This window comes from Alcaligenes sp. 13f (assembly GCF_020496585.1).
GTDB classification, from domain to species: domain Bacteria; phylum Pseudomonadota; class Gammaproteobacteria; order Burkholderiales; family Burkholderiaceae_B; genus Alcaligenes; species Alcaligenes phenolicus.
This window is the reverse complement of the sequence record NZ_JAHKKC010000034.1, coordinates 1-21153: the sequence shown is the minus strand read 5'-3', so window position 1 is coordinate 21153 and position 21153 is coordinate 1. Positions and strand designations below refer to the sequence as shown.

The window sequence follows — 21153 nt, the reverse complement described above, 5'->3', positions numbered from 1 at the left end:
TTTGACCGCTAGCATGTAGCTTTATTGCCAAATCTGACAGACCTCATGGATTCAAGTTCTACAGATACACCTGATAATCACGCCGCCTCGCCCGCCGAATCCGGCCTGCGTATTCCTTTGCAAATAGAGGACTGGGCTTCGGTCCTGATCATGGCGGCCCTGGCTTTAATTACCTTTGCCAACGTGTTTGTGCGCTATCTGACCGATAGCTCCTTTGCCTGGACCGAGGAAATCTCCATCTTCCTGCTGGTGGTCCTGACCATGAATGCCGGTGCCAGCGCCTGTGTGCGCCACTTGCACATTCGTATTGAAGTCTTTGCCGATGCGGGCACGGTGCGTCGTCAACGCCGCCTGGCCCTGTTTGGCATTGGCATGAGCCTGCTGTTCTTTGTCGGCATGGCCATTCTGTCCGGCCGCATGGCCCTGGACGAGTTCGAGTGGGGCGATACCTCGCCCTCCATTGGTGTCCCGACCTGGTGGTACAGCATGTGGCTGCCCATCCTGTCTACTACCCTGAGCCTGCGTTTGCTGGGCATGTGGGTGCGTCGTTGGCAGGCTAAATCATGATTGCAACCTTGCTGTTTGTCATCTTCATCGGCCTGATGCTGGTGGGCGTGCCGGTGGGCGTGTCCCTGGGTATAGGTGGTGCCTTTGCGATTTTGATGTCCAACCTGGATACGCACTGGTTTGGCCTGATGGCCGTGCCGCAAAGCTTTTATGCCGGTCTGGCCAAATACCCTTTGCTGGCCATTCCCATGTTCGTGTTGGTGGGCTCGATCTTTGACCGCTCGGGCGTAGCCAGCCGTCTGGTGAACTTTGCGGTCGCGCTGGTTGGCCGTGGTCCAGGCATGTTGCCCGTCGTTGCCATTGGCGTAGCCATGTTCCTGGGTGGCATTTCCGGTTCCGGCCCGGCCTGCGCGGCCGCCGTGGGCGCGGTCATGATCGGCGCGATGAAACGTGCGGGCTATCCCGGTCCTTTTGCGGCCAGTATTGTGGGCGCGGGTGCAGCCACCGACATTCTGATCCCCCCCTCCATCGCCTTCATTATTTACTCGGTGCTGGTGCCCGAGGCCTCCGTACCTGCGCTGTTTGCGGCCGGTATGTTCCCCGGCATTCTGGCGGGGATTGGCCTGATTATTCCGGCCATCTGGCTATCGCGCCGTCACAAGCTGGGATTGGCCGAGGCCGAGCTGCCACGTCCACCATTCTGGCGCAGCCTGCGAGAAGCCGCCTGGGGCCTGATTGCGCCTGTCATCATTCTGGGTGGTATGCGCCTGGGTCTGTTCACCCCTACTGAGGCCGCTGTAGTGGCTGTGTTCTACGGCCTGTTCGTGGGCATGGTCATCCATCGCACCATCAAGTTCCGCGATCTTTTCTTGATCCTGCGGGAAGCCGCCGAATTATCAGCCGTCATCATGATGGTTGTGGCATTGGCCGGTATTTTCGCCTGGGCGCTGTCCACCCTGAGCATTATTGACCCCGTCACCAATGCCATCATCAATTCCGGTCTGGGCGAGTACGGCATTCTGGCGCTGATGATTGTCATGCTGATTGTGCTGGGCATGTTCCTGGATGGCATCTCGATCTTCCTGATCTTCGTGCCGCTATTCATGCCGATTGCCTACAACTTTGGCTGGCACCCCGTCTGGTTCGGGGTCCTGCTGACCTTGAACGTGGCCCTGGGCCAGTTCACTCCGCCAGTCGCCGTCAACCTGATGGTCGCCTGCCGTATCGCGGGCGTCCCCATGGAAAGCACCCTGCGTTGGGTAGGCTGGCTGCTGCTTGGCATGGGCTCGACCATGCTGCTCGTTATCGCTGAACCCGAGATTGCCCTGTGGCTGCCGCGCTACCTGGGCTTTAACTAAAACCACAAGACTGAAACACAACTCATAGAAAGGGAGACCTGACCCATGAAATTACGTCACATTCTGGCCACTCTGGCATGTACAGCCGCCACCCTGGCCGTGGTTCCCGCTGCCCAAGCCGCCTACAAATCCGAGTACAAGCTGTCCATCGTGGTGGGTACCACTTTCCCTTGGGGCCAAGGGGCGGTGATCTGGTCCGACCTGGTGCGCGAGCGTACCGATGGCCGCATCAATATCAAGATCTACCCCGGCACCTCGCTGGTACAAGGCGACCAGACACGCGAGTTCACCGCCATTCGCCAAGGCATGATTGATATGGCCGTGGGCTCGACCATCAACTGGTCCCCCCAGATCAAGCAGCTGAACCTGTTCTCCCTGCCATTCCTGCAACCGGATGCCAAAGCCACCGACGCTTTGATCAACGGCGAAGTGGGCAAGGATCTGTTCGGCTACATCGAGAAAGCCGGTGTGGTGCCTCTGGCCTGGGGTGAAAACGGTTTCCGTCAGCTCAGCAACTCCAAACACGAAGTGACCAAGCCTGAAGACATGAAGGGCCTGAAACTGCGCGTGGTCGGTTCGCCGCTGTACATGGACACCTTCAGCGCCCTGGGTGCCAACCCCACGCAAATGAGCTGGGCAGATGCACAACCCGCACTGGCTAATAAGGCTGTAGACGGTCAGGAAAACCCCCTGTCCATTTACGCCGGTGCCAAGCTGTACGACGTGCAGCAGCAGTACCTGACCCTGTGGAACTACGTGTCTGACCCACTAGTATTTGTGGTGAACCGCGACGTGTGGAAATCCTGGAGCGAGGAAGACCAGAAGATCGTGCGTGAAGCCGCTATTGAAGCTGGTAAACGTGAAATCGTGATTGCCCGTACCGGCATCACGGCGGAAGATCCTACCTTGCTCAAAGAAATCGAAAGCCACGGTGTGAAGGTCACCAGCCTGACGCCTGAGCAGCACGCTGCCTTTGCCAAGGCAACCGAAGGCGTGGTCGAGAAATGGACCAAGACCATCGGTGAAGACCTGGTAAAGAAGGCACGCGACGCGATTGCTGCCAGCCGCTAATTAGCTGGGTTTGAAAGACTGAAAGCCGGGCCTGAATGGGCCCGGCTTTTTATTGTCTGGCTGCCCCGCACAAAACAAACCTCATGAAAGCAGCAGCCTACGAGCCAACGTGGGGGTACTTTCAACCTCCGGGTTACCCTCGAAGAAAGAAATGCCATAAATCGGCGGCACAACCTGAGGGCATTCTTTACAGCCTACAAATATCAAAAACCAGCTTCCTTCTGAGCGAGCATCAAGTCCAAGACACCGTGTCAAAGCACGTTGACCGCTGAGCCCCAAAAAAATCCCGCTTATTCCTTGAAGCGTATCGCCAGCATTTCACCCGTCGCACACACTTCGCCATTCGCGCTAAGCGACAGGTCCACCCAGACCTTGCGTCCATCCAGCTCACGCAGCTTGCCTTGTACCGTCAGCTCTGTCCCCATTGGAGTGGGACGCCGAAACTCCACTTTCAGGGAGGCTGTCACGCAACGGATCGGCTCCTCGCTGGTGCCCATCTCGATATTCAGATCCCTATAGATGAAGGCTGCCGCAGAAGCAGTACCGTGGCAGTCCAACAAGGAAGCAATCAAGCCGCCGTATACATGGTTGGGCACGCCACCGCTGTAAATCGGCTTGGGGGTGTAGCGGGCCACGGTATCGTCGCCGTCCCAGTAGCTCTTAAGCTGATGCCCGTCGGGATTATGTTTGCCACAACCGTAGCAATGGCTGAAGTTGTCGGCATAAAAATCTTGAAACGCTTTAACCATATGAGTATCTGCTGTCCTCAAAGAAACCAAGAGGCCGTGCTCCACTTGGTAGCCCGGCCTGCTCTCAAACCACTAAAAATGGTAAGTCAGTGCTAAGAGCCAACAGCTCACCCAGGCGCTGAGGCACTGACAAGGCCTGCAATATCTTATTGAAACGCCGTTTCCAGGAAGCTGCGCAGCTTACGCGAGTGCAGCCTTTCTTTGGGCATCTCGCGCAGCAGTTCCAGCGCCCGGATGCCAATATGCAGATGCTGGCCAACCTGACGCGCATAGAATTCGCTGGCCATACCCGGCAGTTTCAGCTCGCCATGCAAAGGCTTGTCCGACACGCACAGCAAGGTGCCATACGGGACACGGAAGCGGAAACCATTGGCAGCAATGGTGGCGGACTCCATGTCCAGCGCAATCGCCCGCGACTGCGACAAGCGCCGCACCGGCTCGTGGTGGTCTCGCAATTCCCAATTACGGTTATCAATAGACGCCACCGTACCCGTGCGCATGATGCGCTTCAGCTCCCAACCTGACAGCCCGGCCACCTCGGCCACGGCTTGCTCCAGGGCAACCTGAATTTCCGCCAGAGGAGGGATGGGCACCCAAGTAGGCAAATCCTCGTCCAGCACGTGATCCTGACGTACATAGCCATGTGCCAGTACGTAATCACCCAGGCGCTGAGTAGTACGCAAACCGGCGCAATGGCCCAGCATCAGCCAGGCAGCAGGGCGCAGAACGGCAACGTGGTCGGTAATGGTCTTGGCATTGGATGGCCCCACGCCGATATTGATCAGAGTGATGCCGGAATGATCGGCACGACGCAAGTGATACGAGGGCATTTGCGGCGCGCGAGCCAAAGGCGAACCGGTTGTCGATGCATTCGCACCCGCCGGAGTGATGATATTGCCCGGCTCCACCAGATCTATATAGCCTTGATCATCCGCCTGCAGCACTTCACGCGCCCACTGGCAGAACTCGTCCACATAAAACTGATAATTGGTGAACAGCACAAAGTTCTGAAAGTACTCGGGACGAGTAGCGCTGTAGTGCTGCAAACGATGCAAGGAGTAATCGATACGCGGCGCAGTAAAAGGCGCCAGCGGCAAGGGTTCGTTATGCACGCGCTCCCACGTACCGTTGACGATGGCATCGTCCATATACGCCAGATCGGGTACATCGAAGTGATCGCGCAAGGTGTCACCGGGCGATTCAGGCACGGTTGTCACCGTGGACTGCACACCATTATTCAGGGCGAAATGCAGCGGGATAGGCACGGAGGATTCCCCCACTTCCACCTGCACACCGTGATTGCGCAGCAGCAGTTCCAGTTGCTCCAGCAAGTAATCGTGATAGAGGCCAGGAGCGGTAATGGTGGTCATGTACACGCCGGGCTCGACCACATGCCCATAAGACAGGCGGCTATCCACTTCCTGATAGGTATCGACGCGCAAACGCACGGCAGGGTAGCAGGCTCTGAAGCGCTGCCCGCGTGGAAATCCGGTTTCCAGACACTGGGCAAAAGAGTCGCGCAAAAAAGCGGTGTTGCGGTCGTAAATATGGCGCAGCTGCTCCAAAGCCTGGCCGGCATCCTGATAGCCATTGAATGGAATCAGCTCCGGCGTGGACGTGATACGAGAAAAACCGCTGGGATCAGACATAACAAGTATTCCAAGGGGAAACAAAGACAAGCAGATCTGCAAGCATCATAAGCTGTTTATTGTTCCGCCTCCTACACGACTCCATGACAAATTCAGCCGCCTGATCCTGACGCTCATGCACCAGCCGAACAGACAGGCCTGACCGTCTGCCGCTTTCGCGAACCATCGCTCCCCAATACAGACGTTCGGCTATCGGTTTCGCCTGTGCTTAAAGCCATCACCCATATACCTTTGCAATGGCTCGCTTAGCGCCCCAGTGTCTTGCCGTATCCGAGCAAGGCAGCCCAGCCCCAGTCCCACCCAAAGCAAATGTCGTTACTGGTTTTTGACTGAATCACAAGCCCCACTGTCCACACAATGGACACGACTATCGTTGGTTTTGAGACTGAATTTACTCACAGGCCCCATTTAAACAGGCAGCTTTACCCCGGTTTTAGGCAAATTCTATTTTCCCGGGATCAGGCAGGTAGAGCCCTGGCGCAAGCCCTTGACCCAAGACCCTATTTTTATGCTAATGGCGCTAGACAAGCGGCTTGGCGGGCATATCAGGTATTTCAAGCGGGACCAGATGAGGCAGCTTATGATGGCAAGTGGAAGTCAGGCACGTCTTCTACCTCATATATAAGACTTGCCCAAATCCAGTAAATACATTAAGTATGTAGTCTTAATACTTTTAGTATTAAATCCAGCTAGCGTCAGTCCTTCATAATTTAAGTTATCCAACCTGGCAGTGTGCTCGGCATGCGTGTGAGACATAGCTCGTCATCGCGCAAATTAGCTTGTATTTAGGCTAATTTACAATGGGTTAGCGTATTTTAATGATTTTCGCTTCAAGCATTTGCTCGCCCTCTGATGTCATTTGTGTCCTGGCGCCGCGTGGGTCTTGTCACCCGCGATTTCAGCAAGATCTGAAAGTGCTCTTGACCAGGTAATTGCAGTTAGCAAGGCCGTTTTGGCCTGCCGCTGTACCGAATCACTTTTAACTATCAGCAAGGGTACACATGACCACTCGAATCTCCTGCCAGCGACTGCAAGTCGCCGAGGTGCTTCATCAGTTCATCGAACAAGAAGCCCTGCCCGGCACAGGTATCTCCTCCGAAGCCTTCTGGGCTGGTTTCGATAAGCTGGTCCATGATCTGGCACCTAAAAACCGCGCCTTGCTGGCCGAACGCGACCGCTTGCAAGTCGAACTGGACAAGTGGCACACGGCCAACCCAGGCCCCATCACCGATATGCCTGCCTACAAGAGCTTCCTGAGCTCCATCGGCTATCTGAAAGAAGCGCCTGCCAACGTCAAGGTCAACACGACCAACGTCGACACCGAAATCACCGAACAAGGTGGTCCTCAGCTGGTTGTGCCCATCATGAACGCACGTTACGCGCTGAACGCCGTAAACGCACGCTGGGGCAGCCTGTACGACGCGCTGTACGGCACCAACGCCATCCCTGACACTGACGGTGCTCAGCGTGGCGGTGGCTACAACGCCGTGCGCGGTGCCAAGGTTATCGCCTTTGGCCGTCAGTTCCTGAACGACACCATTCCTCTGGCTCAAGGCAGCCACGATCAGGCTACCTCCTACACCATCGCTGACGGCGCTTTGCGCGTCACCCTGGAAAACGGCGGCACCACCGGTCTGAAAGACGCCTCGACCCTGCTGGGTTACCGCGGTCAGCCCGATGCGCCTGAAGCCATCGTGTTCCTGCACAACGGCCTGCACTTTGAACTGCAGATCGACCCCAACAGCCCCATTGGCAAGACCGACCCGGCTGGCGTGAAAGACATCGTTCTGGAAGCCGCACTGACCACCATCATGGACTGCGAAGACTCCGTGGCTGCCGTGGACGCCGACGACAAGGTCCTGGCATACCGCAACTGGCTGGGTCTGGTCACCGGTTCGCTGACCGAAGAAATCAAGAAAGACGGCAAGGTCTTTACGCGCCGCCTGGCTGACGATCGCCAGTACACCGACCTGAAAGGCGCTACCCAGACTCTGGCTGGTCGCTCCCTGATGTTCGTGCGTAACGTCGGTCACCTGATGAGCAACCCTGCCATCATTGACGGCGAAGGTCGCGAAATCCCTGAAGGCATTCTGGACGCCGTGATCACCACCCTGATCGGCATGCGCGATCTGGAACTGAAGAAGAACTCGCGCAGCGGCTCGCTGTACATCGTCAAACCCAAAATGCACGGTCCTGACGAAGTGGCGTTTGCCAGCGAGATCTTTGACCGTGTGGAAAGCCTGCTGGGTCTGGCTCCCAACACCGTCAAGCTGGGCATCATGGACGAAGAGCGCCGCACCAGCGTGAACCTGAAAGCAGCTATTGCCCAGGCCACCGAGCGTGTCGTGTTCATCAACACCGGCTTCCTGGACCGCACGGGCGACGAAATCCACACTTGCATGCAAGCGGGTGCCGTGGTGCGCAAGGCCGACATGAAACAAGCTGACTGGCAGCCTGCCTACGAGCGCAACAACGTTCAGATCGGCCTGCAGTGCGGCCTGCGTGGTCGCGCTCAGATCGGTAAAGGTATGTGGGCCATGCCTGACCTGATGGCTGAAATGCTGGAACAGAAGATTGGTCACGTGAAGGCCGGTGGCAACACCGCCTGGGTGCCATCGCCTACCGCTGCCACGCTGCACGCCTTGCACTACCACCAAGTCAACGTGGTCGACGTCCAGAAGGGCCTGGAAGGCGACACCAACGACTACCTGGACAGCATCCTGACCATTCCTGTGGCCACAGACACCAGCTGGTCTGCCAAGGAAATCCAGGAAGAACTGGACAACAACGCTCAGGGCATCCTGGGTTACGTGGTGCGCTGGATTGACCAGGGCGTGGGCTGCTCCAAAGTACCGGACATCCACGACGTGGGCCTGATGGAAGACCGCGCTACCCTGCGTATCTCCAGCCAGCACATCGCCAACTGGCTGCTGCACGGCATCGTCACCCACGAACAAGTGGTTGAAACCCTGCAGCGCATGGCTGCTGTGGTTGACCAGCAAAATGCAGGCGACCCAGCCTACCAGAACATGGCCGGCAACTTCGAAGGCTCCTTTGCCTTCCGCGCTGCTCAGGATCTGGTTCTGAAGGGTCTGGAACAGCCTAACGGCTACACCGAGCCTTTGCTGCACCAATGGCGTCTGGCTTTCAAAGCCGCTCAAGCCTGAAGCACACAATGTCGCCTGGAGCCTGACTCCGGGTAACAGTGTCCCAAAATCCCCATCTTGCTGGTTCAGGATGGGGATTTTTTTCGCCTGCTGACTTGCCCCTTGCGATAACTACGAACTTGCACCGCCGCTTGTCGTCCTGCATGCTGACAAGGCCTGGGCAAGCTTGCCTGTTTCCGTCACTCTTTTCACCCTCTCCGTTTTCGCATGGCTTTCCGTATTTCTCCCCTGCACTTCCTGGCTACGGCTGTTCTGGCTCTCTGCACTACTTGGGCCACGGCCCAGACCCTGGCCCTCAGCTTTGATGACGGCTTCAACCCCAGCACGCAGCCACAGGGCAATCAGTGGAATGAGCAAATATTGACCAGCCTGCGGGACCACCAGATCAAGGCCACTCTGTTCCCATCGCTAGCCCGTATGGGCGGGGCAGAGGGGCTGGGTCTGGTCCAGGCCTGGTCTAGGGAAGGACATCGGATCGGCAACCATACCGCCAGCCACAAAAGCCTGGCCGACCCGGCGCTCAGTCTGGAGGACTTCATTGCAGATGTGCAGCTTGCCGATGCCGCGTTCAAAAGCCTGCCCACCTTCACACCCATGCTGCGCTTTCCTTATTTGAAGGAAGGGGACACCATCGCCAAGCGCGACGGCTTCCGTCAGTGGATGGCGGCGCATGATTACAAGAGCGCGCCCGTATCCATTGATGCCAGCGACTGGTATTACAGCCGGGTCTTTGCAGATCATGTGCAAGCAGGCGATAGTGCCAAGGCAGAGCGCGTGAAAGAGCAATACATCCTTCACCTGCTGGACCGTGCCAGCTATTACGATCAGTTGGCGCAAGAGGTTCTGGGACGCAGTCCGGCTCATGTAATCCTCTTGCATACCAACCAGATCAATGCGGCTGCATTGCCGGATGTGCTCGCGGCATTTACCGCCAAGGGTTGGACCATCACATCAACAGAGGTAGCATTTCAGGACCCCTTGTACGCACAAGCCCCCGATACATTGCCTGCTGGGGAGAGCATCATCTGGGCCTTGGCCAAGGCCAAAAACATGCCAAACCTGCGCTATCCCGCTGAAGACTCCGTTTATGAGGAGCCTTTGCTGAAAGAGGCGGGATTGTTGCCGTGAACTCTGGTGGGCTATGGACCATGAGCCGTAAGCCGTAAGCCGTAAGCCGTAAGCCGTAAGCCGTAAGCCGTAAGCCGTAAGCCGTAAGCCGTAAGCCGTAAGCCGTAAGCCGTAAGCCAGCTCATGAAAACATCATGTTCACACGGCGACAATGCCTCCTTGTCATGCCCTCCATCACATCTGCTTGACCGCGGTTTGCCGTCCTCTCCACACCTCTCAACCCTGCGGTCGAGCCACAGCGTCTGATACCACTTTCAAACCCACGGCTTAAAAGCCCCCTGATAGTCCCTGTCTGCTTCTTCTCGTTATAAACTCGAACTCATAACGAATTTGACTGACAGGAAACCCCATGAAATCTCTGCTGCTTTCTGCCGCCTGCCTGCTGGCACTGTCCACCACCGCTCAGGCCTCCGACCTGCTGATTGCCACCGGCGCAGGCTACCGCAAACCCGTCACGGAATTGATGGAAGCCTTCAATAAAGAAACAGGCCTGACGGTAGAGAGCAGCTTTGGCAACATGCAGCAGGTCCGGGCTCAGAGCGAGCAAAATCCAGACATTGCTGCCATTATTGGCGACCGCTTTTTTCTGGAACCCATGGGCATTGCCCAGCAGTTTGTGAACATCAGCCAGGGTGCCCTGATGCTGGCCGTGCCCAAGGGCAAGACCATTGATTCCATCCAGGATTTGCAGCAACCCAGCTATGCCCGCATTGCCATTGGCGATGCCAAGAAAACGGTTTACGGCCGTGCTGCCACTACCTGCATGGAACGTGAAAAAATCCAGGCCGATGGTCGCACCCTTGAAGTCGCGATGCTGCCGCAAGTATCGACTTACTTGCTGAACGGCGAAGTGGATGCGGGTTTCATCAACCGCAGCGAAGCGCTGGCCCACAAGGACAAGCTGGGCACCATCCTGCCCATGCCAGCCCAATGTCACGACCCGATTGATCTGAGCCTGGCCGTGCTCAAGGACCGTCCTGCAAGCCCTGCCTTGCAATCCTGGACCCAGTTCCTGGGCTCGGACAAAGCCAAATCCATTCTTGAGCGTCACGGCCTGTGATGTCCGCCTGGATGAGCTGCTCCAGTAGCTCGCTGGGCCTGAGTATTTATGTGCTGGCCGCCACCTTGGTGGCCCAATTGGTTCTGGGGGTGGCACTGGCCTGGGTACTGGCCAGAAAACGCTTCCCAGGCCACGGATTACTCGATTCACTGGTGAGCCTGCCGCTGGTTTTCCCACCGATTGTTATCGGTTACTTGCTGCTGCTTGCCCTGGGCAGGCAGGGCTGGTTGGCCAGTGCCACCGGCTGGTCACCCAATATTGTTTTTCAGCCTGCGGCCTTGCTGATCGCCGCCTTTATCGCCGGGCTGCCATTGATGGTCAAACCCGTGCAAAACAGCATGAACAGCCTGTCGCCACGGCTGCGTGAAGCGGCAGCCACACTGGGCCACGGCACCTGGTCCTACTTCTTCCGGGTGGAATTGCCCTTGCTGCGCTCTGCCTTGGCCACCGGACTGATTCTGTCAGGCGGACGGGCCATGGGAGAAGTGGGCATTTCGCTGATGTTGGGTGGCAATATCGCGGGTCGTACCGAAACCCTGTCTTTATCTATCTACAACGCCGTCCTGGATGGCGACACAGACTGTGCCAATGCGCTGTCCTGCTTGCTGGGGCTGACGGCATTAGCCTGCTTTTGGGCGCTGCGGCGCTACGGGAATCAAAAATGACGGTTTTTTTTGAACAAAGCCAAATCGACCAATGGATTGGCGAGGATGCCTCCTACCTGGATCTGACCAGCCACATGCTGGGACTGCACAACCAGAACACCACACTGCGTTACGTCGTGCGTGACCATATCCGCGTGGCAGGCACTGAGGAGGTGGCCGAGATTGTGCGCTCTTGCGGCGGCCAGACCCAGCACTACACCCCCAGCGGCGTGGCGGCCATGCCCGGTCAGACCATCTTGCTGGCACAAGGCCCCGCCAAAGCCTTGCTGCGCGCCTGGAAGGTCGGCCAGAACCTGCTGGAGTTTGCCTGCGGCATCGCCACCCTGACACATCAAGTCGTGCAAGCCGTGCAAACGGTAGATGCCTCGGTGGCTGTGCTGACCACTCGCAAACATGCGCCTGGGGTACGCAAGCTGGCCTTGAAAGCCACACTATCGGGCGGAGCCATGCCGCATCGGCTGGGACTGGGCGAAACCATTTTGATCTTCCCCCAGCACCGCGCGCTGATGGGTGGCTGGGAGGAGGTGGGCCGGGCGATTGCCCGTCACAAATACGCCTTGTGCGAAAAGAAAATCGTGATCGAAGCGGCAGATCTGGATGAAGCCTATAGCGCGGCTCAGGCGGGTGCGGACGTGGTGCAGTTCGACAAAGTCCAGCCCGAGACCTTGGCACAAATTGTGCCTGCGCTGCGCAACGCGCATCCCAACGTCACCATTCTGGCGGCGGGCGGGATTCATGCAGGTAACGCAGCCGCCTATGCCGCAACGGGTGTCAATGCCTTGGTGACCAGCAGCCTGCACTACGCGAAACCGGCCGATATTGGAGTGAAGATCAGCTTGACGGAGCCAGCAGAATCGCAAGAGCCGCTTGTTGCCAGCAAACTGGAAGGGCTGGAATAAAGTCACCGGCAGCTCACTATTTGTCAGCCTGACCCACTAGGGTGTTAAGCGAAAACAAAGAAGGTGAGCTCCGGCATTAGAGCCAGTCATCAAACGACAGAGTTGCAAAGCACCACCAATAGAAAAACAGATCGCTGAATCCGACAAAAAATGCGGAAATCAGCATGAACCTTACGCCTGGCATCTGCCCCCTGGCGGCTTGGAAAGCATGCAGCTCCGTGAACACGTTTTCACAAAAAACGTGGGCTCAGACAGTCTCCTTAGACCCCAAATGCTGCAACAAGCGCTGCATGGGTTTGGATAGGGCGCCCCAGTCCTGATAACACAGGCACAAGGAGCGCTTGGTCCAGGCGTCACTCAAAGGCCGCGCCGCAAAGCCATGGCGACGCTTGTAGCGGCTGGCCACGCCTTGCGGCACAATCCCCAGGCCCACACCGTGGGCCACCATCTGGCACAGCCCTTCGAAGGTTTTCATACGGATGCGCTGCACCCAAGCATGGCCCGCTGCGCGAGCATGTTCGTCCAGATGGTCTTGCAGGGCATTACCCGGCATCAGGCCCACGAAGGGTTCATGCAGAACATCCTGCAAGCTCAATTTGCTGTGTGCCGCCAAGGGGTGAGCCGCAGCCATAATCAGCACCAGATGATCCTTGGCCACCGGCTCCAGCACCAGCCCCGGTGCCTGCACTGCATCCGACACCACACCGGCCTGGGCCAAACCGGCGGCAACCGTACGCACAATATCTGCGCTGGTACGCTCTTTCAGCTCGATATGCAGATTGGGGCGCTGTGCTAACCAGGGAGCCAAGCGCGACGGTAGAAACTCGGTTAAGGCCGCCGTATTCGCATACAGATGCAAAGTCCCCCGCGCTCCAACAGCGAAATCCTGCAACTCGCCTTTCAGCAGATCATGCTGACGCAGCATCAAACGGGCATGGTGGGCCAGCGCCTCGCCTGCCTCTGTGGTGACGACTCCCCGTGGCAGGCGCTCCAGCAAAGCAACGCCGGCATCGTCCTCGATACGGCGCAAACGCTCGCTGGCCGAAGCCAGAGCCAGATTCGCGCGTACCGCTCCCTGTGTGATGCTGCCTGCATCCACAATGCTCAAGAACAAATGCAGATCGGCCAGACCCAGTCGCATCACCACTCCTGAAAACCCTTCGGATAAACCGAAGGATAGCGCCTTAAATCCACATTGTGTGCACCTGCCTGCCACGCTTCAATACAGGCATGCACGAATCTCTCTCTTTCCTTCTTCTACTCAGTGCCATCTTCCTGATAGCGGGCATGGTCAAAGGCATTACCGGCATGGGCCTGCCAACGGTAGCCATGAGCTTGCTGGGCCTGATGATGTCACCGGCCTCGGCTGCCGCCTTGCTGGTACTGCCTTCTTTCATCACCAACGTCTGGCAATGCTTTGCCGGGCCGTCCATGCTGGCTTTGCTGCGCAGACTCTGGTCCATGATGCTGACCATTGTGCTGGGCACGCTCTGGGGCTCAACGCTGCTGGCCAGTACCTCACCACAGCTATCGGGCATGGCCTTGGGCATCGCGCTGCTGGTGTATGCAGGCTATGCGCTTACCGCCCCCGCCCTGACCGTATCACCCCGCTTCGAGCCCTGGCTTTCACCCTTGATTGGCCTGGTAACCGGCGTCGTAACCGGTATTACCGGCGTTTTTGTGATGCCAGCCGTCCCTTATCTGCAGGCCCTGAATCTGGATAAAGACGAGCTGGTGCAAGCCTTGGGGCTGTCCTTCACAATCTCCACCATCGCGCTGGCTGGCGGTCTGTTCATGCACGATGTGTTCAAGCTGAACCAGCTGGGCATGTCCACCTTGGTGATTGTTCCGGCTTTACTGGGTATGTGGCTGGGACAAAAGATCCGCGTACGCATCAGCCCGCGCCGCTTCAAGCAATGCTTGCTGCTGTTTCTGGCGGCCCTGGGTCTACAACTGATTATTCGACCTTTTATTTAAGGCTGACCGCAACATGACCCTCTCCGTTTGCGACGTGAATCCGCCGGTGCAAGCGCTTTTAAGCTAAGCCACCACACTGACAGCGTCATTCACTATGTATTGATCCGCCAAGAGCCACCCTCACGGCCAGCACCACATTCTCAAATCGCCTAGCAACGACTGGAGCCACCATGCCAAGCTCATCTCACCACTTACCCGTACTGGAATATCTGCAACGCCAACTGAATGGCACACTGGCCGAAGGCGAGCACACGCATATGCGTTACCCCACCGCGATTTCCCGGCTACTGAACTTTCGTATTACTGCTATAGATGAAGCCAGCGCCACGCTGGAACTGAACGCAGACGCTGCCTTGCATGGCAACCAGCAGGGCACGGTACATGGCGGCCTCTTGTGCGAACTGGCCGATGCCGCCATCGGCACGGCCCATTCCACCTTGATGCAGGAAGGCGAGAGCTTTACCAGCATTGATCTGAAAGCCACCTTTCTGCGGCCAGTCTGGCACGAGCGGCTGCAAGCCCATGCCTGGGCCACGCATCGCGGGCGCAGCATCAGCCATTACCGCTGTGAAATCCAGCGAGAAGACGGCAAGATGATTGCGACAGTGGAAAGCGCCGTCATGACCTTGAAAGGGGATCGGGCCCAGGGGCGTTAAAACTCCTGCTGCCGACTTCTTCAAGCCTCAACCACAGCACCAAGAAGCAGACAGCTTCTTTTAAACTTAAATAAAATAGAAAACTGGCTATCTATCTGTAAATAAATAATATTCTGAAACCGACCAGCCCCGATCAGGGATAGCCCCCATGCCCACCCAGCCGCTCAACTTTTACACTAGGCGCTGGTCACGCGCATCCTTATGCTCTGGAACAAGGGGTTCCCAATGTCGGCAGAAAATGGCTTGGATCTGTCGGTGTTGTACCGCCATCCAATCTTTCATTCGCACAGCGCCGAGCTGTCTCATCAGCCGCTTAGCCGGGCCATTTCCCGGCATGCCCTGCATTGGGGTCGCGGGCGCATCAACACCAGCCTGTACCGTCGCGATATTGATCAGATCAGCCTGATGCGACTGGGCTACGGTGCCGAAGTGGAAATCCAGGCCGATGCCTTCGGGGACTTCTGTCTGGTGCAAATGCCTTTGCAGGGTACGGCCGAATTCATCAGCGATGGTCATCATAAACTAACGGCCTATCCCGGCGATATTGCGGTGGTATCCCCTCGCCACCATGTGCGCACCTTGTGGCAAGCCGGTTGCGAACAGCTGATCGTGAAAATCCCCTACAGCCTATTTGACGGTGTGGGCCATCAGACGCTGACACAAGAGGGCATGACCCGAGGCTGCGTCTACAAGCTGGACCCCTGTATGGGCCCACAATGGGCCAACCTCATCCAGCATCTGCTTCTGCTACCGACGCAACATAGCGACCGTCCAGCCAACTGGACACAGCATATTGAAAGCAGCCTGGCCTTGTTCCTGCTGTGTCATCCTGCCGATGAACAAGCCGTGCAGACTCTGGTGGATGAGTCCATGGGAGCGGCGGCCCGAGCAGGGCAGATGCGTCTGCTCCAAGCTAAAAACTATGTATTGGCGCATTTGCACAGCAACATCTCACTGGATGATCTGGCGCAGGCAGCGGGTGTGAGTCCCCGCTTCCTGCATCTGCTGTGCCGTCGTCACTACAAACAGTCCCCCATGAGCTGGGTACGCAATCTGCGTCTGGACGCCGCCCATCAGGTGCTGCAAAGCCGGCCCCGCCCCAACGTCACCGAGGTGGCACTGGCGCATGGTTTTGGGCATCTGGGGCGGTTTTCTGCCTACTACCAGCAACGCTTCAAGGAACTGCCCCATCAAACGGGGCAGACACGGCACACAAGCATCAAACAGTCCTAGATGAACATGGACTTGTTGATGGGCAGATTGTGCTTCTTACAGTAGCTGGTGTAGTGGTCGATCATCCAGAACACATCAATGATTTCCAGGATGTTGTCGTTCTCGTCCAGGAACTCGATAGGCGTGCCCAGGTGGAACAGGGTTTCCATGCCTTCGTCGGACACCAGGGTGTGCGTGCGACCGGGGCTTTCGTGGATGTAATGACCGGCACGGGCCACCCAATCGTATTCCTCGTAGCGCAGGCTGCCGGACAGAATGTAGCCGGTCACCACAGCGCGGTGGCGATGACGCCCCAAAGAACCACCTTTGTCAGCGCGCATGATGTGCACCGAGGTGTTGTTGCGAATATCAAAGCTCAGGTGACGCAGCCAGATATTGGGGCCGAAAGGAATCCAGGGGGAGGTTTCCTCGGACGTATCGAAGTGGCCTTCAACCAGCGCGTATTCGTCGCGTACCTTGTCGATGCGTTTTTCAATGTCGATATAGGGTGGGGTGCTGTTTTGAGTCATGACTTGTCTCTCTCATAGAAATAAAAGCCGCTGTGTTTCCCACACAGTCGGATGCCAATCCCCCCGGATTGACCTGGTTTCATTCTATGAAGCCATTTGGCGCCGAACTATCCAGCTTTGGCACAACGTAGCGGCGCACTATCCAGTTCTGGCACTCCCGCTCCGATCGCTTTATTTGACCCCGAAAAAGACCGGCGACGAACTCCTGACACAGTTCATGCCCATGCCATTTGGCAGCTCATTTTTTCACATTCAACAATACTGATTTTCATAAGCAAATCAAAAGAGTAAGGACGCTTATCGACCATAAACACATGAGCGAATTGTCTTTCGTGGCAGCGGCGATCAGGCATGTAATACAAGGCATTGACTCGCGCAGGTGCCCCCGTTTTCTGGCGGCACCTTGTTCTGATTTCACTGCAAGGAATTGCCATGAGCCGCCCTCTGAAAACCGTTATTGTGAATGGAAGCCTGCACCGTCCCTCCCGCACGCAAGTGCTACTGGATGCGCTGCGCGACACACTGAACGACCAACTGGCACTGGACGTGCAAAACATCGAGCTGGTCAGCCTGCTGCCCGAACTGGGCGCGGCCCTGTCCACCGACGCCTTGCCCGCCCATGCGCATCAGGCCATCACCGCCATTGAGCAGGCCGACTTTCTGATCGTGGGCTCGCCCATCTTTCGCGCAGGCATTCCGGGCCTGCTCAAGCACCTGTTCGATCTGGTCGACATGAATGCCCTGAACGGCACGCCTGTGCTGTTGGCCGCCACTGGCGGCAGCCAACGCCATGCCCTGGTCATTGAACATCAACTGCGTCCCCTGTTCAGCTTCTTCCAGTCTCTGACCTTGCCCATCGGAGTCTATGCCACGCCCGAAGAGATTCAGGATGGCGAAGTCAACAGCGCCGCCCTGCAACAGCACATCCAACGCACCGTTGATCTGGCCGTGCCTGTGCTGCACAGCATTCAAGCGCGCTTGCCGCTGCAAAACACCGTTCTGGAGGCCCAGGCAGCATGAGCCAAATCACCTCCACCACACCCGATATTTTCTGGTTCCTGCCCACTTCGGGCGACACCCGCTATCTGGGCAAATCCGACTTTGGCCGCGCGCCCACCAACGAGTATCTGCGCAGCATTGCCGTCACCAGCGAGAACCTGGGTTATGACGGCTTGCTGATTCCTACCGGCGCCTCTTGCCTGGACCCCTGGGTGGTGGCGGCCAGCCTGGTTCCTGTTACCCAGCGCATCAAGCTGCTGGTGGCACTACGTACCTCTTTGGGCGCGCCAGTCTCCAGCGCACGTCAGGCAGCGTCCTTGGACCAGGCCCTGCATGGCCGTTTGCTGCTGAATGTGGTGCCTGGCGGCGATGCCACCGAACTGGCGGCCGAAGGCGTATTTCTGGACCATGACTCCCGCTACGAATACGCCAATGAGTATCTGACGATCTGGCGTCAATTGCTCGCTGGCGACACCGTGAATTTTCAGGGCAAGCATTTCAAGGTGGAGAATGGCCGCAACTTCTTCCCGCCTGTGCAAAAGCCCTATCCGCCCTTGTACTTTGGCGGCTCCTCGGACGCCGCACACGAGCTGGCTGCCGAGCATGTCGATGCCTACCTGACCTGGGGCGAACCACCAGCTGCGGTGGGCAAGAAATTTGAGGACATCCGCCGCCGTGCCGCCGCCCGTGGCCGCAAATTAAGGCTGGGTGTACGCCTGCACGTGATCGTGCGCGAAACCAATAAGGAAGCCTGGGCCGAAGCGGATCGCCTGATCAGCAAATTGACGGACGAGGACATTGCCAAGGCGCAGGCCAATTACGCCAGCATGGACTCGGTAGGCCAGAAACGCATGGCCGCCTTGCACGGTGGCCGTCGCGATCAGCTGGAAGTCTCGCCCAATCTGTGGGCTGGCGTAGGGCTGGTACGCGGCGGAGCAGGCACCGCCCTGGTGGGCGATGCCCAGACCGTGGCCCAGCGCTTGCAGGAATACATAGACCTGGGCGCGGACTCCTTCGTGCTCTCGGGCTATCCGCATCTGGAAGAATCCATCCGCTTTGCCGAGCTGGTATTCCCCCTTCTAGGCAAACATGCCGTCACCGTCAGTGATCGCGCCCAGACCGGCGGCGCCTTTGACGCGCGCGGTGTTCAAAACCAGCAACTTTCTTCTGCATCATGAGCCAAAAAATAATCGATCTACGCTGCCGACCTGCCTTTCTGCACAAATTCTTCGGAGCCGAACCTGGTACGCCAGAACATGCCACTGCTCGTTGGCTGAACCGCCGCGTAGGCACTCGTGGCAGCGATATCCACTTTGAAAAGTCACTTAGCCAGGAAGGCTTTCTGGAAGAAGTGCGCCAGGCCGGACTGAGTAAAGCGGTCGTCGTAGGCCGCCACACACCGTCGCAACATTTGCCCAACGACACCATTCATCAGATCGTGCACGGACACGATGAATTGCTGGGCATTGCCGGTATTGATCCGGCTCTGCAAGGCGAGCAGCAAGCCCTGGCCGAGGCAGAACGCGCCATCAAGGAGCTGGGCTTGTCCGGCATTGATATCGAGCCGGGTTTTGGTGTTCCAGCACGTCACCCCGATGACCCGGTTTACTGGCCCGTTTACGAACTGGCGCGCCACCTGAAAGTACCCGTCTTTTTGATGAGTGGCCCCACCACGCCGGACCCGCGCTACAACGACCCGGCCGGGCTGGCCAAAGTGGCCAAAGCCTTCCCGGATCTGCCTTTAGTGGCCTATCACGGCTATTGGCCCAATGTGCAACAGGCCATAGGCCTGGCCTTTCTGCACGAGAACGTGCATCTGGTGCCGGATATGTACATTTTCCAGCCGGGAAACGAGGGCTATGTGCAGGCAGCCAATAGCTTCCTGTCCGAGCAATTGCTGTTTGGCTCGTCCTACACCTTCCGCCCGATTCGCCAGAGTATTGAGGACTTCCAGCAGCTGGGTTTCAAGGATGCAATTCTGGACAAGCTGTTTTATGGCAATGCGGCCAGGCTGTTTCAACTCTCGTAATAATTTCGATCTGAGAAACCAGGTCTTGAAATCCCATTCTCAATAACTTACCATTTTGATGAGTTTTGATAACAAGGGATGACCATGCGACCATCTGTTGTGCTCGACATGAACCGAGATGCAGTGCGTGAAGCCGTAAGTCGCTTTCGCACGGCGAATCCACGCGTCTTCGGTTCAATCCTACATGGCACCGACCAGGATGGCAGCGACATTGATTTGCTGGTTGACGCACTGCCTGGTGCGACGCTGTTCGACCTGGGAGGCCTGCAAGACGAGCTGGAATCGCTGCTTGGTATTCACGTCGATTTGCTGACGCCCGGCGACCTGCCACCTAAATTCCGGGCCAAAGTGCTTGCAGAGGCGCAACCGGTATGAGCAAGTACCGTCTTCCGGATTACCTTGAGCACATGCAGCAAGCCGCAACCGATGCATGCGGTTTCATAGAAGGCCAGACCAGAGAAGATTTTCTTGGGGACAAACGAACCCAGCAGGCCGTCATCATGAGCCTTATCATCATTGGCGAGGCTGCCACGAAGGTCATGGATGGCTATATCGAGTTCGCTCAGACTCACGGACAAGTGCCGTGGCGTAATATGCGCGGTATGCGCAACCGCATCGCCCACGGCTACTTCGACGTCAACCTCGATGTGGTGTGGGACACCGTGCAGACAGCACTACCAGAATTGCTCCAACAGTTACTTGCCGTTCGTCAGGATGCAGACGGCGACACGCCATGCTGATCGGCTATGCGCGCGTCTCGACGCAAGATCAGAACCTTGAATTGCAATGCGAAGCTTTGATTCAGGCCGGGTGCCAGAAGGTCTTTGAAGACAAGTTAAGTGGCACGCGAGCAAATAGTCCAGACTTGGTCAAAGCGCTCGAAATGCTGCGCGAGGGCGACACATTGGTGGTCTGGAAACTGGACCGATTGGGCCACTCAGTCAAACAACTGGTCGATCTGGTCAACAAACTGCGCACACAAGGTATCCAGTTCAGAAGCCTCACCGACTCCATCGACACCAGCACGCCGTCTGGTCGGTCCTTCTTCCACGTCATGGCCAGCCTGGCCGAGATGGAGCGCGAACTGACAGTCGAACGTACCCGTACCGGGCTGGAAGTCGCCAAGCAGCTTGGCCGCAAGGGTGGTCGCAAACCCAAGATGAACGACAACAAAATTAAGTCAGCCAAGAAGCTGCTGGCCAGCGGTGTACCACTCAAGGACGTGGCCAAGAACCTGGACGTATCCGTTCCTACGCTTTATCGCTGGGTGCCAGCCTCATCACGCGCTTAGCGTACTATTTTGTCGTTGATTTACCCTGAGAGGCTGCGCGCTCACGGCTGACAACATAAAGGGCACGATTAATTCGTGCCCTCAGACTGCTGACAAACCCTCCCATAAAACAGCAGGCTTGTTCATAATACGTTCATGCTTAAGACCCCGACTGCTTATCAACATGAATGGGAAATGGTCACGCTGGACTCCTTGGTTCCGGGCGA

21 protein-coding genes are annotated in these 21153 nt (G+C 57.2%); 17 read left to right on the top strand and 4 right to left on the bottom strand.

Going from position 1 to position 21153, the window contains the following annotated elements:
• Positions 1 to 45 precede the first annotated feature (45 nt).
• Genes KOE80_RS18800 through KOE80_RS18790 form a run of 3 tightly spaced genes read left to right on the top strand, consistent with a single transcriptional unit; the run spans position 46 to position 2936 of the window.
• Complete coding sequence (locus tag KOE80_RS18800; RefSeq protein WP_060186573.1) at positions 46 to 567, top strand: TRAP transporter small permease; 522 nt, start codon at positions 46 to 48, stop codon at positions 565 to 567.
• On the top strand, positions 564 to 1865 hold the full coding sequence (locus KOE80_RS18795) for a TRAP transporter large permease (RefSeq protein ID WP_035269297.1): 1302 nt from the start codon (positions 564 to 566) through the stop codon (positions 1863 to 1865). The genes KOE80_RS18800 and KOE80_RS18795 overlap by 4 nt, the downstream gene beginning before the upstream one ends.
• 45 nt (positions 1866 to 1910) lie before the next feature.
• Positions 1911 to 2936 (top strand): DctP family TRAP transporter solute-binding subunit, encoded by a 1026-nt coding sequence (locus tag KOE80_RS18790; protein WP_035269299.1) that lies wholly within the window; start codon positions 1911 to 1913, stop codon positions 2934 to 2936.
• Positions 2937 to 3226: 290 nt separating this feature from the next.
• On the opposite strand, the gene KOE80_RS18785 is transcribed toward KOE80_RS18790, so the two are convergent.
• Positions 3227 to 3685, bottom strand: coding sequence for a PaaI family thioesterase (locus tag KOE80_RS18785; protein WP_203145230.1), 459 nt, complete (start codon positions 3683 to 3685; stop codon positions 3227 to 3229).
• Between the two features lie 146 nt (positions 3686 to 3831).
• Positions 3832 to 5334: an AMP nucleosidase gene (locus KOE80_RS18780; RefSeq protein ID WP_026483878.1), complete on the bottom strand. Its 1503-nt coding sequence runs from the start codon at positions 5332 to 5334 to the stop codon at positions 3832 to 3834.
• A 1001-nt stretch (positions 5335 to 6335) separates the two neighbouring features.
• Between KOE80_RS18780 and KOE80_RS18775 the strand changes: the two genes are divergently transcribed.
• The 5 genes from KOE80_RS18775 (at position 6336) to modD (ending at position 12253) form a co-directional block, all read left to right on the top strand.
• The gene (locus KOE80_RS18775; RefSeq protein WP_035269306.1) at positions 6336 to 8501 is read left to right on the top strand and encodes a malate synthase G; all 2166 of its coding nucleotides are present in this window, start codon (positions 6336 to 6338) and stop codon (positions 8499 to 8501) included.
• Between the two features lie 207 nt (positions 8502 to 8708).
• A complete protein-coding gene (locus KOE80_RS18770; protein ID WP_226349727.1) occupies positions 8709 to 9629 on the top strand; it encodes a polysaccharide deacetylase family protein in 921 nt (306 codons plus the stop codon).
• A 349-nt stretch (positions 9630 to 9978) separates the two neighbouring features.
• The gene (modA, locus tag KOE80_RS18765; RefSeq protein ID WP_226349726.1) at positions 9979 to 10689 is read left to right on the top strand and encodes a molybdate ABC transporter substrate-binding protein; all 711 of its coding nucleotides are present in this window, start codon (positions 9979 to 9981) and stop codon (positions 10687 to 10689) included.
• Positions 10690 to 10700: 11 nt separating this feature from the next.
• A complete protein-coding gene (gene modB, locus KOE80_RS18760) occupies positions 10701 to 11354 on the top strand; it encodes a molybdate ABC transporter permease subunit (protein ID WP_226349725.1) in 654 nt (217 codons plus the stop codon).
• Positions 11351 to 12253: a ModD protein gene (gene modD, locus KOE80_RS18755; RefSeq protein ID WP_226349724.1), complete on the top strand. Its 903-nt coding sequence runs from the start codon at positions 11351 to 11353 to the stop codon at positions 12251 to 12253. Before modB ends, modD begins: the two co-directional genes overlap by 4 nt.
• A 247-nt stretch (positions 12254 to 12500) precedes the next feature.
• Here modD and KOE80_RS18750 read toward each other — a convergent pair whose 3' ends face one another.
• Complete coding sequence (locus KOE80_RS18750; protein WP_226349723.1) at positions 12501 to 13394, bottom strand: LysR family transcriptional regulator; 894 nt, start codon at positions 13392 to 13394, stop codon at positions 12501 to 12503.
• A gap of 89 nt (positions 13395 to 13483) precedes the next feature.
• Here KOE80_RS18750 and KOE80_RS18745 point away from each other — a divergent pair, with 89 nt between their 5' ends.
• From KOE80_RS18745 to KOE80_RS18735, 3 genes are all read left to right on the top strand, one after another.
• Positions 13484 to 14230 (top strand): sulfite exporter TauE/SafE family protein, encoded by a 747-nt coding sequence (locus KOE80_RS18745; protein WP_226349722.1) that lies wholly within the window; start codon positions 13484 to 13486, stop codon positions 14228 to 14230.
• Positions 14231 to 14400: 170 nt separating this feature from the next.
• Entirely contained in the window at positions 14401 to 14886 is a 486-nt protein-coding gene (locus KOE80_RS18740) for a PaaI family thioesterase (RefSeq protein WP_226349721.1), read from the top strand.
• Between the two features lie 225 nt (positions 14887 to 15111).
• Positions 15112 to 16119 (top strand): AraC family transcriptional regulator, encoded by a 1008-nt coding sequence (locus KOE80_RS18735; protein ID WP_226349720.1) that lies wholly within the window; start codon positions 15112 to 15114, stop codon positions 16117 to 16119.
• Here KOE80_RS18735 and KOE80_RS18730 read toward each other — a convergent pair.
• Positions 16116 to 16628 carry a 2,4'-dihydroxyacetophenone dioxygenase family protein gene (locus tag KOE80_RS18730; protein ID WP_009461189.1) on the bottom strand — a complete coding sequence of 171 codons (513 nt, stop codon included), beginning with the start codon at positions 16626 to 16628 and terminating at the stop codon, positions 16116 to 16118. The genes KOE80_RS18735 and KOE80_RS18730 overlap by 4 nt on opposite strands.
• A 432-nt stretch (positions 16629 to 17060) precedes the next feature.
• Here KOE80_RS18730 and msuE point away from each other — a divergent pair, with 432 nt between their 5' ends.
• The 6 genes from msuE (at position 17061) to KOE80_RS18700 (ending at position 20947) form a co-directional block, all read left to right on the top strand.
• Positions 17061 to 17648 (top strand): FMN reductase, encoded by a 588-nt coding sequence (msuE, locus tag KOE80_RS18725; protein ID WP_226349719.1) that lies wholly within the window; start codon positions 17061 to 17063, stop codon positions 17646 to 17648.
• Entirely contained in the window at positions 17645 to 18805 is a 1161-nt protein-coding gene (ssuD, locus tag KOE80_RS18720) for an FMNH2-dependent alkanesulfonate monooxygenase (RefSeq protein WP_226349718.1), read from the top strand. Before msuE ends, ssuD begins: the two co-directional genes overlap by 4 nt.
• The gene (locus KOE80_RS18715) at positions 18802 to 19656 is read left to right on the top strand and encodes an amidohydrolase family protein (RefSeq protein WP_226349717.1); all 855 of its coding nucleotides are present in this window, start codon (positions 18802 to 18804) and stop codon (positions 19654 to 19656) included. The genes ssuD and KOE80_RS18715 overlap by 4 nt, the downstream gene beginning before the upstream one ends.
• Before the next feature lie 84 nt (positions 19657 to 19740).
• The gene (locus tag KOE80_RS18710; protein ID WP_042485281.1) at positions 19741 to 20031 is read left to right on the top strand and encodes a nucleotidyltransferase family protein; all 291 of its coding nucleotides are present in this window, start codon (positions 19741 to 19743) and stop codon (positions 20029 to 20031) included.
• Positions 20028 to 20396 (top strand): DUF86 domain-containing protein, encoded by a 369-nt coding sequence (locus KOE80_RS18705; protein WP_226349716.1) that lies wholly within the window; start codon positions 20028 to 20030, stop codon positions 20394 to 20396. The genes KOE80_RS18710 and KOE80_RS18705 overlap by 4 nt, the downstream gene beginning before the upstream one ends.
• Positions 20390 to 20947 carry a recombinase family protein gene (locus KOE80_RS18700; protein ID WP_226349715.1) on the top strand — a complete coding sequence of 186 codons (558 nt, stop codon included), beginning with the start codon at positions 20390 to 20392 and terminating at the stop codon, positions 20945 to 20947. The genes KOE80_RS18705 and KOE80_RS18700 overlap by 7 nt, the downstream gene beginning before the upstream one ends.
• Positions 20948 to 21153 lie beyond the last annotated feature (206 nt).